This is a genomic window from Pseudomonas sp. 22082, from assembly GCF_052046055.1.
GTDB classification, from domain to species: Bacteria; Pseudomonadota; Gammaproteobacteria; order Pseudomonadales; family Pseudomonadaceae; genus Aquipseudomonas; species Aquipseudomonas pharyngis.
Window position 1 is genome coordinate 37,824 of the sequence record NZ_JBQEQB010000029.1, and the last position, 14,584, is coordinate 52,407.

A 14,584-nucleotide genomic window follows, 5' to 3' on the forward strand; every position below is an offset into this window, starting at 1 on the left:
GGACGCGTCTCTAAAGACGTGAGGATTGTTCGCTACAGCGATCCACGGAGTCTCAGGAAGGCAGCGCGGTGTTCTTTCTGCTCGCCGCCAACGTCACCGCATAACCGATCAATGCCGCAAACACCGAGCCGGTGAGAATGCCCATTCGGTCCATCCCGGCGTATTCACTGGCGCCCGGCACGAAGGCGAGGGAGCCGACAAACAGGCTCATGGTGAAGCCGATCCCGCAGAGGATCGCCACGCCCAGCACCTGGCCCCAGTTGGCGCCGTGGGGCAGGGCGGCGATGCCGATTTTTACGGCGAGCCAGGTCAGGCCGAACACGCCGAGAGTCTTGCCCAGCAGCAGGCCGACGGCGATGCCCATCGGGACGTGGTGGGTGAAGCTTTCGGCGGTCACGCCGGTCAGCGACAGGCCGGCGTTGGCGAAGGCGAACAGCGGCAGAATGCCGTAGGCGACCCACGGGTGCAGCGCGTGTTCGAGGGCCAATAGCGGCGAAGGCTCGGCGTTTTTGGTGCGCAGCGGGATGCAGAATGCCAGGGTTACGCCGGCCAGCGTGGCGTGGACACCGCTCTTGAGCACGCAGACCCAGAGAATCAAACCAATGATCATGTACGGCCCGAGCTTGACCACCCCGAGCCGGTTCATCGCCACCAGCGCCGCGATGCACGCCGCCGCCAGGCCCAGCGACAGGGTCGACAACTCACCGGAGTAGAAGATCGCAATGATCACGATGGCACCGAGGTCATCGATGATCGCCAGGGTCATCAGGAACAGCTTCAGCGACACCGGCACGCGCTTGCCGAGCAAGGCCAGTACGCCGAGGGCGAAGGCGATGTCGGTAGCGGTCGGAATCGCCCAGCCATCGAGGGCGGCCGGGTTGTCGCGGTTGAGGAACCAGTAGATCAGTGCCGGCACCAGCATGCCGCCGATCGCCGCCGCACCGGGCAGGACGATCTGCGACGGCTTGGACAACTGACCGTCGAGGACTTCGCGCTTCACTTCCAGGCCGATCAGCAGGAAGAACAGCGCCATCAGGCCGTCGTTGATCCACAGCAGCAGAGGCTTGGCGATTTTCAATGCGCCGATCTGCGCCACCACCGGGGTGTCGAGCAGGCCGTTGTACAACCACGACAGCGGCGAGTTGTTGATGATCAGAGCCAGGATGGCCGCGGCGATCAGTAACAGACCGCTGGCAGCTTCCAACTGAAAGAAACGCGTGAAAGTGCTACGCAGAGGCAAGGTCGCTCTCCATCGATAAAGTCAAAAGGTGGCACACCCTAACCCGTACCGTTAGTTGTTAAAACAAAAGTTATATTCTTTTTTGTTATATATGGTTACAGGCATCGGCCCCCACGTGCAGGAGAGCCTAGCAGTTGCCCAAGGGATTGAAGTTCAGCTGTATCTGTCGGTGCCGTAGGTTTTTTCCTAAGCTTGGGGGCTGAGCCTGTAAAGGCACTTCTGCCCGATTCAACGAGAACGACATCCATGAGCGACAACCGACAGTGGGCCCGCGAAGCCATCCGGATTATCGAAGCGGACTTCCAGCGCAGCGCCGACACCCACCTGATCCCCTTGCCGCTGCCGGGGTTTCCGGGCATCGAGTTGTATTTCAAGGATGAATCCAGCCACCCGACCGGCAGCCTCAAGCACCGGCTGGCCCGTTCGCTGTTTCTCTACGCCTTGTGTAACGGCTGGCTCAAGCCCGGCGCACCGGTGATCGAGGCGTCCAGCGGTTCGACGGCGATTTCCGAAGCGTATTTCGCGCGGATGCTCGGCCTGCCATTTATTGCGGTGATGCCGGCGACCACCTCCAAGGAGAAGATTGCGCAGATTGCGTTCTACGGTGGCCAGAGTCATCTGGTGGACGATCCGACGCAAATCTACGCCGAATCCGAACGCCTGGCCCGCGAACACGACGGGCACTTCATCGACCAGTTCACCTACGCCGAACGCGCCACCGACTGGCGGGCGAACAACAACATCGCCGAATCGATCTTCCAGCAAATGCGCTACGAACAGCACCCATGCCCGGCCTGGCTGATTTCCAGCCCCGGCACCGGCGGCACCACCGCGACCCTCGGGCGTTACGTGCGTTATCGCCAGCACTGCACCCGTGTGCTGTGCGCGGATGCCGAGCGTTCGGTGTTTTTCGACTTTTACCAGACCGGCGACGCGAGTTTGCGTCTGGACCACGGTTCGCGGATCGAAGGCATCGGCCGGCCTCGGGTGGAGGCGTCGTTCCTGCCGAAGGTGATCGATGCGATGGTCAAGGTGCCGGATGCCTTGTCTCTGGCGGCCATGCATTACCTGGCGCAGCGTCTGGGCCGCCATGTGGGCGGGTCGAGCGGCACCAACCTGATCGGCGCGCTGATGGCGGCCCAGCAGATGAAAGCAGCGGGGGAGTCAGGCTCGATCGTGGCGATCCTGTGCGATGGTGGCGAGCGTTACGCGGACACCTATTACGATCAGGCGTGGCTCAAGGCGCAGGGCTATGAGCTGGAGGGATTGATAGCGGCTGTGGCGGCGAGTGCCGAGAAGGGTGAGGCGCTGCCGGCCTCGGTTCTGCGCGCCAATATTTGATACACCCGGAACCTGATGTGGGAGCAAGCCCGCTCCCACAATTTTCCGGTGTCAGGCCTCGAGACCGAGAATGTCACGCGCCACGGCTTCCGCGATGCGAATCCCGTCCACACCCGCCGACAGAATCCCGCCCGCATAACCCGCGCCTTCACCGGCCGGGAACAGACCTTTGACGTTCATGCTCTGCAGCGCCTCGTTACGCGTAATGCGCAGCGGCGACGAGGTGCGGGTCTCGATCCCGGTCAGCACCGCATCGTGCAGCGAATAACCGCGAATCTGTTTCTCGAACGCCGGCAGTGCTTCGCGGATCGCTTCGATGGCGAAGTCCGGCAGGGCCAGGGCCAGATCGCCCAGGGCCACGCCCGGTTTGTACGAGGGTTCGACTTCGCCCAGCTCGGTCGAAGGAATGTCGTTGATGAAGTCGCCGACCAGTTGCGCCGGCGCCTTGTAGTCGCTGCCGCCGAGGATGAAGGCGTGGGACTCCAGACGTTCCTGCAGCTCGATCCCGGCCAGCGGGCCGCCTGGATAGTCGACTTCCGGGGTGATGCCGACGACGATGCCGGAGTTGGCGTTGCGCTCGTTACGCGAGTACTGGCTCATGCCGTTGGTGACTACGCGGTTCGGCTCGGAAGTCGCCGCCACCACGGTGCCGCCCGGGCACATGCAGAAGCTGTAGACCGAGCGGCCGTTCTTGGCGTGGTGCACCAGTTTGTAGTCGGCGGCGCCCAACTTGGGGTGGCCGGCGTACTTGCCGAGGCGCGCACGGTCGATCAGCGATTGCGGGTGCTCGATGCGGAAACCCACCGAGAACGGCTTGGCCTCCATGAACACGCCACGGCTGTGGAGCATGCGGAAGGTGTCGCGGGCACTGTGGCCGAGGGCCAGGACCACGTGTCTGGAGTGCAGGATTTCGCCGCTGGCCAGCTCGACGCCGACCAGTTGGCCGTCTTCGATCAGCACGTCGGTGACGCGTTCCTGGAAGCGTACTTCACCGCCCAGAGCGCGGATCTCCTCGCGCATGGTCTCGACCATGCCGGTCAGACGGAACGTACCGATGTGCGGTTTGCTGACGTAGAGGATTTCTTCCGGCGCGCCGGCCTTGACGAACTCGTGCAGGACTTTACGGCCGAGGAATTTCGGGTCCTTGATCTGGCTGTACAGCTTGCCGTCGGAGAACGTGCCCGCGCCGCCTTCTCCAAACTGCACGTTGGACTCGGGGTTGAGCACGCTTTTGCGCCACAGGCCCCAGGTGTCCTTGGTGCGCTGGCGCACTTCGGTGCCGCGTTCGAGGATGATCGGCTTGAAGCCCATCTGCGCCAGCAGCAGGCCGGCGAAGATCCCGCACGGACCGAAACCGACTACGATAGGGCGCTGGCTCAGATCGCTTGGCGCCTGGCCGACGAATTTGTAGCTGACATCCGGCGCCACGTTGACGTTACGGTCGTCGGCGAACTTGCCCAGCACTTTGGCCTCGTCGCGCACTTCGAGGTCGATGGTGTAGATGAAGCACAGTTCGGAGGACTTTTTGCGCGCATCGTAGCTGCGCTTGAACAAGGTGAAATCGAGCAGGTCATCGCTGGCAATGCCCAGGCGTTGCACGATGGCAGCGCGCAGGTCTTCGTCGGGATGGTCGATCGGCAGCTTGAGTTCGGTGATTCGTAACATGACAGGATCCGGTTCGCGGGGCGCACAACTGCGCCAGGGCGTTTGAAGGCGGCGATTATAAGCCGCATCGGCCGGATCCCGTGAGGGTAAAACGATCAGTCGTTACGCGAGCCGCCGAAATACCCGCAACCTCGCTGTACCTGGCCGTCGATACGCAACTCGGCGCTCATGTGCTGCACGCTGCCGGTGCTGCTGTCGACGCAGCGCTGCGGCGCCACCCACAGCTCGATGCGCTGGTTGTTGGCTTCGCTGCTGAGATTGAAACGACCGTCGCCCAACTGCTCTTCGACGTAAGGCACGGCGAGCGGTGGCTGGCCTTCGCGGTCGATGACCAGGCCCTTGCCGCTGACTTTTACGTTCCACTCCGGGCCATGGCCGGCGGCGCGCAGGATCAGCTGTTTGAAGTTGGGGTCGTCGCAGGCAGTGCCGGAGCGTTCGACGCGATAAAGCTGAGTCAGGTCGAGGCGGTCGCCGGCGATCTTCCCGCGCACGTCGGCGAACAGCTTGCCTTGCTCATCGGCCAGGGTGGCGGCCTCTTGCAGGACGCTGGTGCCGCCGATGTCATTGACTACGTATTGGCGCTGCTCGCTGCAGGCCTGGAACACCAGTTTGCCGTCGGCAGCGGTCAGTTGCCCCTGCATCCGCGTCTGGCCGACGTGAGAGGCGCTTTCCCGCGCGCCATCGAACAACTGGCACGCGGCAAACAACGGGAGCAGGGCAACAACGATCAGGGAACGGGCAACACGCATCTTCGGCTCTCCAGACAAGTGCCGCCACGTTACGCAGGCTGACCGTTCATCACAAGGGTTTAGCCCACGTGAAATGTCTGACCTGTCTGCAAGCCTTCGACACTCTTGGCGTAGGCCAATGCCACATCCGCCGCAGGAACCGGCTTGTAGCCACGGAAGTACGGGGCGTAGCTGCCCATGGCTTCGACCAGCACGGTCGGGCTGATCGAGTTCACGCGCAGACCGCGTGGCATTTCGATGGCGGCGGCCCTCACGAAGCTGTCCAGCGCGCCGTTGACCAGTGCAGCCGAGGCGCCGCTGCGGATCGGATCGTGGCTGAGCACGCCGGTGGTGAAGGTGAATGATGCGCCGTCGTTGGCGAATTCGCGGCCGATCAGCAGCAGATTGACCTGGCCCATCAACTTGTCTTTGAGGCCGAGGGCGAAGCTGTCTTCGGTCATGTCACCCAGCGGGGCGAAGGTCACGTTGCCGGCGGCGCAGACTAGAGCGTCGAACTTGCCGGTCTGTTCGAACAGCTTGCGAATCGATGCGCTGTCGCTGATATCCACCTGATAATCGCCGCTGCTGCGGCCGATACGAATGACTTCATGACGCTGCGACAGCTCTTTGTCCACGGCCGAACCGATGGTGCCGCCCGCGCCGATCAACAGAATTTTCATCGTGATTGCCTCAAGTGATTGAACGAGGTTTCAGTCTAGAGTGGTTTTTTCTGCGGATAAGCGCACTAATGGGCAACCTTTGGTTTTCAATTGGAAACAATCCATGAGCGAGATGGATGATCTGGCGGCGTTCGCGGTGTTGATCGAGGCGGGTAGTTTTACCCTGGCGGCGCAGCAATTGGGGTGCAGCAAGGGACAGTTGTCCAAGCGCATCAGTCAGCTGGAGGCGCGGTTTTCCGTGGTGTTGCTGCAACGCACCACGCGTCGTCTTAGCCTGACGGCGGCCGGTGCGGCATTGTTGCCACAGGCTCAGGCGCTTGTCGTCCAGGTGGAGCGAGCGCGTCAGGCGTTGGCACGATTGAAGGACGACATGGCCGGTCCGGTGCGTATGACGGTTCCGGTGTCGCTGGGAGAAACCTTCTTCGACGGCCTGTTGCTGGATTTCTCGCAGAAATACCCCGAGGTGCAGATCGAACTGGAGCTGAACAACAGCTACCGCGACCTGTCCCGCGAAGGCTTCGATCTGGCGATCCGCACTGAAGTCGCCAATGACGAGCGACTGGTGGCCAGACCGCTGCTGGCCTGGCAGGAAATGACCTGCGCCAGTCCTGAATATCTGGAGCGCTTTGGCGAACCGCTGACGCCGCAGGCGCTGGCCGAGCACCGTTGCCTGCTCAACAGTCATTACAGCGGTCGCGAGGAATGGCTGTATCACCAGCAGCACGAACTGCTGCGGGTGCGGGTGTCGGGACCGTTCGCCAGCAATCACTACAACCTGTTGAAGAAAGCCGCACTGGCCGGCGCCGGGATCGCTCGCCTGCCGTCCTACCTGTTGCAGGCGGAATTGGCTGACGGCCGATTGCGCTGGCTCCTGCGCGATTTTCAGACTCGACGCATGCCGATGTACCTGGTGCACCCGTATCAGGGCGGATTACCGAAACGCACCCAAGTGCTGGCGGATTATCTGATCGGCTGGTTCAAGCTCAGCGGCGAGGCGCTGGACCGGTTGTAGTGCCTGGCGATCAGGTGATCGATCGACAGTTTGCCCGGCCCGGTCGCCATCAGGTACAGCAACACCGCCATCCAGGTGCCGTGGGTCGGGTACGCATCCGGATACACGAACAGCTGAATGGTCAGGGTCATGCCCAGCAATGCCAGCGCCGAAAAGCGCGTGGCGAAGCCGATGAGGATCAGGATCGGGAAAAAGTGTTCGGCGAACGCTGCCAGGTGCGCGGCGATTTCCGGCGACAGCAGCGGCACGTGGTACTCGCTCTTGAACAGCGGAATCGTCGAGTCGGCAAGACGTGGCCAGCCGAACTCGAAGGTGCCATCGATCAGGTCGACGGCCAGCCCTTCGACCTTGGTCTGCCCGGATTTCCAGAACACCGCCGCGATGGAAAAACGCGCGATGAAGGCGATCCGGCTGTGAGGGATTTTTTCCAGCAGCGCGATGGCGCGGGCAATGAGACTGTTCATGACAACACCTTTGGGTGGAAATGAGTGATGACGTGGCGGCTGATGAGCAGGGCGAGGGTCTGGCTGAGGTCGAAGGCCTCGGCGGATTCCAGCGCTTGCGTGAGTGACAGGCCAGCTTTGAGCTGGCGAATAAACTGGCTGGCGCCGCGATCCACGGTGAACACCTCGACTTCCAGTCCGTTGCGCAGGATCAGCGCGTGTTGAGCGTGATGCAGATCGATCCCGGCCAGGGTCGCGTCGTGCTGATGCGCGGCCCAGATGTCCACCACGGCGAAGTTTGAATCGAGCAGATGCAGCGAAGGGTGCAGGCCGATGCGCAGTTCGTTGAGCGCATCGGCATCGGCGAATACAGCGGCGATTCGCTCCTGACTCAGGGGTAACACATCGGCAGCGTGGTAGGCCTGCGTGCGCAAGCGTTCCAGCCTCGCGATATCGGCCAGATAGGGAACGCACGCGGCTGGTTCGAACTCACTGATGAAGTCCGCCAGTTCACGGCCGTAGTCGCTCATCAACGGACTGTGTGGCGGATGGCTTTGCACAAAAACTCCGGCCATGGCCCGAAAGAATTCGTCACCCACCAACTGCCTCACCACGGGATAGCTGTCGGCCAACGCGTTGATCAGCGAACCCTGCACGTTGTTGCGGTACACCGCGAAACGGCTGGCTGGATCGGCGCCGTTGGCACTGCACAAACCGTCGGGGCAGGGCAGAACGATATCGAGCAACGCTGCGCTGAATGCGGCTTGAGTGCTCATGGCCGACCTCCCGCGAACAGCAACAGCTCATCGGCCTGCTGTGCTTCCGCCAACAGCACCTTGAAGGCCGGCACCTGATTGTCCCGTTCGATCAGCGTCGCCACCGGGCCGACACGTTCCAGCGCTAGCCGGTACAGCGACCAGACCGCTTGATCGATCGGTGCGCCGTGATCGTCGATCAGCAAGCGATCACCGAGGCTGTCGGCATCTTCGGCGAACCCCGCCAGATGAATTTCGCTCACTGCATGCAGCGGCAGGGCATCGAGGTAAGTCAGGGGATCGCGCTGATGGTTGATGCACGAGACGTAGACATTGTTCACGTCCAGCAACAGACCGCAGCCAGTGCGCCGGATGACTCCACGGATGAAATCGGCTTCGTCGATGGTCGAGCGCTGGAACGCCAGATAGGTCGCCGGGTTCTCCAGCAGCATCGGACGCTTGAGGGTGTTCTGTACCTGGTCGATGTGTTCGCAGACGCGGTTCAGCGTCGGCGTGTCGTAAGCAAGGGGCAGCAGGTCATTAAGGAACACCGGGCCATGGCTCGACCAGGCCAGGTGTTCGGAAAAGGAGTGGGGTTGATAGCGCTCGATCAGTGCCGCCAGGCGTTTGAGGTGCTGGACATCCAGCGCGCCTTCGGCACCGATGGACAGCCCGACGCCATGCAGCGAGAGCGGATACGCCTCGCGAATCAATCCCAGAAAATGATGAAACGGGCCGCCGGCCACCATGTAGTTTTCGGCGTGGACTTCGAAGAAACCGATGTCCGGACGTGAATCGAGCACTTCGCTGAAGTGCTCGCTCTTGAGCCCCAGCCCGGCACGGGACGGGAGCCCGGTGAGGGCTGCCCGAGTGCGGCGCAAGGCATGGTCGCGGGATGTGATCATGATCGACACTCGGGCGGCTCCCGGATCAGGACTTGGCTTTGAACGCTTCGAGCTGACCGAAACCGGTCGGCGAGGTTTTGCTTTCGGTGGTGGCGCAGGTGCCTTTCGGAACCAGCTTCCAGGCGTTGGCCTGATAATCCATTTTCGCGGTGCCGGCACAGGTGGTGCCTGCGCCTGCGGCGCAATCGTTCTTGCCTTTCATGGCCACGCCGAAGCATTTTTCCATGTTGTCGTCAGCGGCGTGGGCGGTGGAGACGGCAGCGATGCTCAGGGCGGAACCGAGGGCCAGAACCAGGGCGGTGGCGGACAGGGTGCGGGTGGTAGCAGTCATGATGTTTCTCCGGTTTGAACTTGGGTTTGAACAAGCGATTGCGCTTGCTTGCCCCACTAGAGAAACGACCTCGGGATGCGTTACAGCCCGGACAATTTTTTTTGGATTGACAGTGCGCCAGAACATCACCCACATCTCGCGCTCGACCATTCGTCGCAAATGCCCATCAACCTGTAATTTCTGACAGTAGCCAACGACGTGCCACCGGCGTTCCATTGTCACGGGAGCCGCGCCGATCAGCGTGTGCTCAGTGTGCCCTCGGTATCAAGGAGATACAGGCCATGAGAAAACGTCTGAACAGGTTCGTCCCGTTATGTATGTTTGCGTTGCTGTTGCAGAGCACTGGCAGCTATGCCGAATCGTGCGCGGAGACACTGAAAACGGTTGAAGAGTTGTACAACAACACAGTGGCCAGTTGCGGGCCGGACCCGGCGTCGGACTGTTCAGGGTTGATCATTCGCGGCACTCACCGTGCCGATCCGGCGAAAGGGCAGCAATGGGATGTCTGGAATCCCAGTCCCACCGCCCTGAAGCTGGGCACTTTCGCTGCTTCCTACATGCGTGCCGACACCATCAGCTACGCCGATCCGGGAATGAGTACTCAGAACGGCTATATCATCAATCCAGTGGACCGGGTGCGTAATCCCGAGACACCGGTGCACGTCTATTGCGCATTCCCCAACGATGCCTGGACCGACTATCGAGACGACCGGGGGTGTGGCAACAACCAGAACACCGCCCAGACCGAGGCGGTGTGCCAGGCTATGGTTCCGCCGATAACCAATGCCAAAGCCTGGGTCGCCCACTTCACCAGATTCAACAACGACAAGATGCAGGATCAGTTGCAATGTGGCTTCAACATGCGCAACCCCATGAGCAGCAAGGAACGGGTCGATGCCTTCCGCAACTTCATGGAGGCGCGGCGAGTGATCAACTCTCGTGAGTTCCAGACCCAGACCGAGTTGCGCCTGGGTAATCCGAAAACCGATGAATTGCCGATTCTGGCGTTCTTCTACAGCGATCAACGCGGCTTGAATGATGCCTTGGCCAATCAGCGCGACTACAAGGCCAAGACCGGCAAGGAGCGCAATGTGATCAAGATCAACTTCCCCAAAACACCGACCGCCAAGGCGACTTTTTCCTGCGTAGCGGCCACACCCGAACCGACCCCGAAATTCTGTGAAAAGTACATTGAATCGAGCTCCTGGAGTCAGCGCCCCGACCCTGTGCTCGGGCCGAATACCTGGTCGTTGCAGGTCGTGCCTACCGCTTGCGGCCGGGCGATCAAGGAAGATCAGACCGACCGGATGTTTGCCGAGCTGTACAACAAGCACAAGGACGATGCGCAATGGCGTGAGTACAGCGTCAATGGCGGATCGCTGCGTCGGCAGATGGTTTGTCATTTCCAGCATGTCTATCAGGGCCAGGCCGTGAGGGACAAACCGGTCTGGAACCTTGAGCCGGCCCGGCCATACGTCGATCAGGCCACGGCCCTGAAGATGGATTGCAATCCCTATTGACGGTCGCAGTGTCCAGCACTGAGCTGCCGGTACCGCAGAGGTGCCGGCATTCTCAGGGCATAAAAAAACGGCCCCGGAGGGCCGTTCGTTATCGCGCGCGATCCATCAACCGCCGAGGTACGCCTCGCGCACTTTCGGGTCGGTCAGCAGCGCTTCGCCGGTGCCTTGCATCACCACCCGGCCGTTCTCCAGAACGTACGCACGGTCAGCGATTTTCAGCGCCTGGTTGGCGTTCTGTTCGACCAGGAACACCGTCACACCGTCCTTGCGCAGCTGTTCGATGATGTCGAAGATCTGCTGGATGATGATCGGTGCCAGGCCCAGCGACGGCTCGTCGAGCAGCAGCAGTTTCGGCTTGCTCATCAGCGCACGGCCGATGGCGAGCATTTGCTGTTCGCCGCCGGACATGGTGCCGCCGCGCTGGTTGAAGCGTTCTTTCAGGCGTGGGAAAAGTCCGAGAACCTTGTCCATCTGTTCCTGATAGTCGCCCTTGTCGGTGAAGAATCCGCCCATGGACAGGTTTTCTTCGACGGTCAGACGGGCAAACACCCGACGACCTTCCGGCACCACGGCAATGCTCTTGCGCATGATCTGCGACGAGTCCTGGCCGACCAGTTCCTCACCCATGTAGCGGATGCTGCCGCTGTGGGCCTGCGGCGAACCGCAGAGCGTCATCAGCAGGGTGGACTTGCCGGCACCGTTGGCGCCGATCAGGGTCACGATCTCGCCCTGGCGGACTTCGACGTTGACGCTGTGCAGCGCCTGGATCTTGCCGTAGAAGGTGGAAACGTTTTCGAACTGCAGCATTTACGCTTCCCCCAGGTAGGCTTTGATCACTTCAGGATTGTCACGGATCTGCTCCGGCGTGCCGTCGGCCAGGGGCGTGCCCTGGTTGATCACGACGATGTGGTCGGAAATGCTCATGACCAGTTTCATGTCGTGTTCGATCAGCAGCACGGTCACGTTGTGCTCTTCACGCAGCACGCTGATCAGCGCCTTGAGGTCTTCGGTTTCCTTCGGGTTCAGGCCGGCGGCCGGTTCGTCGAGCATGAGGATCCGCGGGCGGGTCATCATGCAGCGGGCGATTTCCAGGCGACGTTGCTGACCGTAAGCCAGGGTGCCGGCGGGGCGGTTGGCGAACTCTTTCAGGTTGACCTTTTCCAGCCAGTATTCGGCGAATTCCATGGCTTCGCGCTCGCTCTTGCGAAACGCCGGGGTCTTGAACAGGCCGGACAGGAAGTTGGTGTTCAGGTGACGGTGCTGGGCGATCAACAGGTTCTCGACCGCCGTCATGTCCTTGAACAGGCGCACGTTCTGGAAGGTCCGTACCACGCCTTTGAGGGCGATCTTGTGGCCCGGCAGGCCGTGGATCGGCTCGCCGTCCAGCAGGATGCTGCCGCCCGATGGCTGGTAGAAACCGGTCAGGCAGTTGAACACGGTGGTCTTGCCCGCGCCGTTCGGCCCGATCAGTGCCACCACCTGTTTCTCTTTGACGGTCAGGGCCACGCCGTTGACCGCCAGCAGGCCGCCGAAGCGCATGCTCAGATTTTCGACTTTCAGGATCTCGCGGCTCATTTGCGCAGCTCCATGTGAGGACGTTGCATGGGCAGCAGACCTTGAGGTCGCCAGATCATCATCAGCACCATCAGGGCGCCGAACATCAACATGCGGTACTCACTGAACTCACGCATCATTTCCGGCAGCAGGATCATCACCACGGCCGCGAGAATCACGCCCAACTGCGAGCCCATGCCACCCAGCACCACGATGGCGAGGATGATCGCCGACTCGATGAAGGTGAACGATTCCGGCGTCACCAGACCCTGACGGGCGGCGAAGAAGCTGCCGGCGAAACCGGCGAAGCTCGCGCCCAGGGTGAACGCCGACAGCTTGATCACGGTCGGGTTGAGACCCAGCGCACGGCAGGCGATTTCATCTTCACGCAGCGCTTCCCACGCACGGCCGATCGGCATGCGCAGCAGGCGGTTGATGATGAACAGCGCCGCCAGCGCCAGCAGCAGGGCGACCAGGTAGAGGAAGATCACCTTGTTGATCGAGTTGTATTGCAGGCCGAAATACTCGTGGAAGGTTTGCAGGCCTTCCGCAGCCTTGCGTTCGAAGGTCAGGCCGAAGAACGTCGGTTTCTCGATGTTGCTGATGCCGTTCGGGCCGCCGGTGATGTCGGTCAGGTTACGCAGGAACAGGCGGATGATTTCCCCGAAGCCGAGGGTCACGATCGCCAGGTAGTCGCCGCGCAGACGCAACACCGGGAAGCCGAGCAGGAAGCCGAACGTCGCCGCCATCAGGCCGGCAATCGGCAGGCAGATCCAGAAGCTCAGGCCGTAGTAGTGCGACAGCAGCGCGTAGCTGTAGGCGCCGACGGCGTAGAAACCGACGTAACCCAGGTCGAGCAGACCGGCCAGACCGACCACGATGTTCAGGCCCAGGCCGAGCATCACGTAGATCAGGATCAGCGTCGCGATGTCCACCGCGCCACGGGAGCCGAAGAACGGCCACACCAGCGCACCGATGATCAGCGCGATGATGAAGTAGCGCTGGGTGGAAGGCAGGGTCAGGAAGTTGCTGGCCTTGGCCGGGATCAGCGGCATGCCCGGCGACGAACGCCACGCCTTGCTGATCTGCTGGTTGAACAGCACTCGCAGGAACATCAGCACCGAGCAGATGGCGATGGTCGCCAGAATGGCCGGGCTGGTGTTGTGCACTTCCAGGTTGATGCCGACGATGGTCAGTTTCAGACCCAGTACCGGATAGGCCACGGCCCAGACCAGCAAGGCGCTGAACAGCGCCTGTTTAAGATTCCTAGTCATACTTTCTCAACCTCCGGACGGCCCAGAATGCCGGTCGGACGGAACAACAGCACCAGAACCAACAAGCCGAAAGCCACGACGTCCTTGTACTGGTCGCCGAAGATATCGGCGCCAAAGGCTTCCGCTACCCCGAGCACCAGCCCGCCGAGCATGGCGCCGGGGATGCTGCCGATCCCGCCCAGTACCGCTGCGGTGAAGGCCTTGAGGCCGACGAGGAAACCGGCGTTCGGGTTGATCACGCCGTATTGCATGCTCAGCAGCACGGCCGCGACGGCCGCCAGCGCAGCACCGATGACGAAGGTCAGGGCGATGATGTTGTTGGTGTTGATGCCCAGCAGGTTGGCCATCTTGATATCTTCGGCACAGGCGCGGCACGCGCGGCCCAGGCGAGAGCGGGAGATGAACAGCGTGAGGCCGAGCATGGCGATCAGGGTCACCACGAACACCACGATTTGCATGTAGGAAATCAGCACTTCATGTGCGCCACCCGGGCCGAAGGCGAAGTTGCCCGGAATCAGGTTGGGGATTGCTTTGTCCTTGGAGTCTTGCGCCAGCAGAACCGTGTTCTGCAGGAAGATCGACATACCGATCGCGGAAATCAGCGGGATCAGACGGTTGCTGCCGCGCAACGGGCGGTAGGCAATGCGTTCGATGCTGTAACCGTAGGAACTGGTGACGACGATGCTGGCGATGAACGCCACGGTCATCAACAGCGGGACGCTTTCGAGTCCCATCATGGTCAGCCCGGCGATGGCGATGAACGCCACGTAGGAACCGATCATGTACACCTCGCCGTGGGCGAAGTTGATCATTCCAATGATGCCGTAGACCATCGTGTAGCCGATGGCGATCAGGGCATACATGCTGCCAACGTTCAAGCCGTTAACCAGCTGTTGGAAGAAGTGATAGATGTCAGGCATTACAGCGCTCCTAAAAACCTGATACGCATTTCACTGGTGGAGTCATTTTCCCGCCCGGTCCCGTGGATCTATATCCACTTCGAATCCGGGTTTTGCCAGCGAACCGCTGATGACGGTTTTGAGATTTTCAGGTGGGGAGACTGGCGGATCACGCCAGCGCGGCCCAATACATTCGTAAAACAAAGCCCACGGCACGCCGTGGGCTTTATTGGCAGT

General features: G+C 61.4%; 15 protein-coding genes. 3 read left to right on the forward strand and 12 right to left on the reverse strand.

All coding sequences use genetic code 11. The features are described 5' to 3' along the window. Positions 1-52: 52 nt before the first annotated feature. A complete protein-coding gene (nhaA, locus tag ACTJK9_RS26420; RefSeq protein ID WP_440817266.1) occupies positions 53-1,240 on the reverse strand; it encodes a Na+/H+ antiporter NhaA in 1,188 nt (395 codons plus the stop codon). A gap of 246 nt (positions 1,241-1,486) precedes the next feature. Here nhaA and ACTJK9_RS26425 point away from each other — a divergent pair, with 246 nt between their 5' ends. Next, the gene (locus tag ACTJK9_RS26425) at positions 1,487-2,581 is read left to right on the forward strand and encodes a PLP-dependent cysteine synthase family protein (RefSeq protein WP_221398858.1); all 1,095 of its coding nucleotides are present in this window, start codon (positions 1,487-1,489) and stop codon (positions 2,579-2,581) included. Between the two features lie 51 nt (positions 2,582-2,632). Here the strand turns inward: ACTJK9_RS26425 and ACTJK9_RS26430 are convergent, their stop codons facing one another. The 3 genes from ACTJK9_RS26430 to ACTJK9_RS26440 form a co-directional block, all read right to left on the reverse strand. Further along, complete coding sequence (locus tag ACTJK9_RS26430) at positions 2,633-4,246, reverse strand: NAD(P)/FAD-dependent oxidoreductase (protein ID WP_085612363.1); 1,614 nt, start codon at positions 4,244-4,246, stop codon at positions 2,633-2,635. Positions 4,247-4,341: 95 nt separating this feature from the next. Continuing rightward, on the reverse strand, positions 4,342-4,995 hold the full coding sequence (locus ACTJK9_RS26435) for a COG3650 family protein (protein WP_440817271.1): 654 nt from the start codon (positions 4,993-4,995) through the stop codon (positions 4,342-4,344). A gap of 59 nt (positions 4,996-5,054) precedes the next feature. After that, positions 5,055-5,654: a short chain dehydrogenase gene (locus tag ACTJK9_RS26440; RefSeq protein WP_085612365.1), complete on the reverse strand. Its 600-nt coding sequence runs from the start codon at positions 5,652-5,654 to the stop codon at positions 5,055-5,057. A 103-nt stretch (positions 5,655-5,757) separates the two neighbouring features. On the opposite strand from ACTJK9_RS26440, the gene ACTJK9_RS26445 reads away from it, so the two are divergent. Then, positions 5,758-6,666 carry a LysR family transcriptional regulator gene (locus tag ACTJK9_RS26445; RefSeq protein ID WP_440817275.1) on the forward strand — a complete coding sequence of 303 codons (909 nt, stop codon included), beginning with the start codon at positions 5,758-5,760 and terminating at the stop codon, positions 6,664-6,666. Here the strand turns inward: ACTJK9_RS26445 and ACTJK9_RS26450 are convergent. The 4 genes from ACTJK9_RS26450 to ACTJK9_RS26465 are packed head-to-tail and all read right to left on the reverse strand — an operon-like array spanning position 6,615 to position 9,100. Further along, the gene (locus ACTJK9_RS26450; RefSeq protein ID WP_440817278.1) at positions 6,615-7,130 is read right to left on the reverse strand and encodes a DoxX family protein; all 516 of its coding nucleotides are present in this window, start codon (positions 7,128-7,130) and stop codon (positions 6,615-6,617) included. The two genes, ACTJK9_RS26445 and ACTJK9_RS26450, sit on opposite strands and share 52 nt — an antisense overlap. Then, positions 7,127-7,885: an HvfC/BufC N-terminal domain-containing protein gene (locus tag ACTJK9_RS26455; RefSeq protein ID WP_085612368.1), complete on the reverse strand. Its 759-nt coding sequence runs from the start codon at positions 7,883-7,885 to the stop codon at positions 7,127-7,129. The genes ACTJK9_RS26450 and ACTJK9_RS26455 overlap by 4 nt, the downstream gene beginning before the upstream one ends. Further along, complete coding sequence (gene bufB, locus ACTJK9_RS26460; RefSeq protein ID WP_085612401.1) at positions 7,882-8,769, reverse strand: MNIO family bufferin maturase; 888 nt, start codon at positions 8,767-8,769, stop codon at positions 7,882-7,884. The genes ACTJK9_RS26455 and bufB overlap by 4 nt, the downstream gene beginning before the upstream one ends. 25 nt (positions 8,770-8,794) lie before the next feature. Then, positions 8,795-9,100 (reverse strand): BufA1 family periplasmic bufferin-type metallophore, encoded by a 306-nt coding sequence (locus tag ACTJK9_RS26465; protein WP_085612369.1) that lies wholly within the window; start codon positions 9,098-9,100, stop codon positions 8,795-8,797. Positions 9,101-9,381: 281 nt separating this feature from the next. Here ACTJK9_RS26465 and ACTJK9_RS26470 point away from each other — a divergent pair, with 281 nt between their 5' ends. After that, positions 9,382-10,620, forward strand: coding sequence for a DUF2599 domain-containing protein (locus tag ACTJK9_RS26470; protein ID WP_440817282.1), 1,239 nt, complete (start codon positions 9,382-9,384; stop codon positions 10,618-10,620). 105 nt (positions 10,621-10,725) lie between these two features. Here the strand turns inward: ACTJK9_RS26470 and ACTJK9_RS26475 are convergent, their stop codons facing one another. The 4 genes from ACTJK9_RS26475 to livH are packed head-to-tail and all read right to left on the reverse strand — an operon-like array spanning position 10,726 to position 14,368. Next, entirely contained in the window at positions 10,726-11,427 is a 702-nt protein-coding gene (locus tag ACTJK9_RS26475; protein ID WP_003222380.1) for an ABC transporter ATP-binding protein, read from the reverse strand. Further along, positions 11,428-12,195: a high-affinity branched-chain amino acid ABC transporter ATP-binding protein LivG gene (gene livG, locus ACTJK9_RS26480; RefSeq protein ID WP_007959160.1), complete on the reverse strand. Its 768-nt coding sequence runs from the start codon at positions 12,193-12,195 to the stop codon at positions 11,428-11,430. Next, positions 12,192-13,448, reverse strand: coding sequence for a high-affinity branched-chain amino acid ABC transporter permease LivM (locus ACTJK9_RS26485; protein WP_039771392.1), 1,257 nt, complete (start codon positions 13,446-13,448; stop codon positions 12,192-12,194). Before ACTJK9_RS26485 ends, livG begins: the two co-directional genes overlap by 4 nt. Beyond that, entirely contained in the window at positions 13,445-14,368 is a 924-nt protein-coding gene (gene livH / locus ACTJK9_RS26490; protein ID WP_007959165.1) for a high-affinity branched-chain amino acid ABC transporter permease LivH, read from the reverse strand. The genes ACTJK9_RS26485 and livH overlap by 4 nt, the downstream gene beginning before the upstream one ends. Between the last annotated feature and the right edge of the window lie 216 nt (positions 14,369-14,584).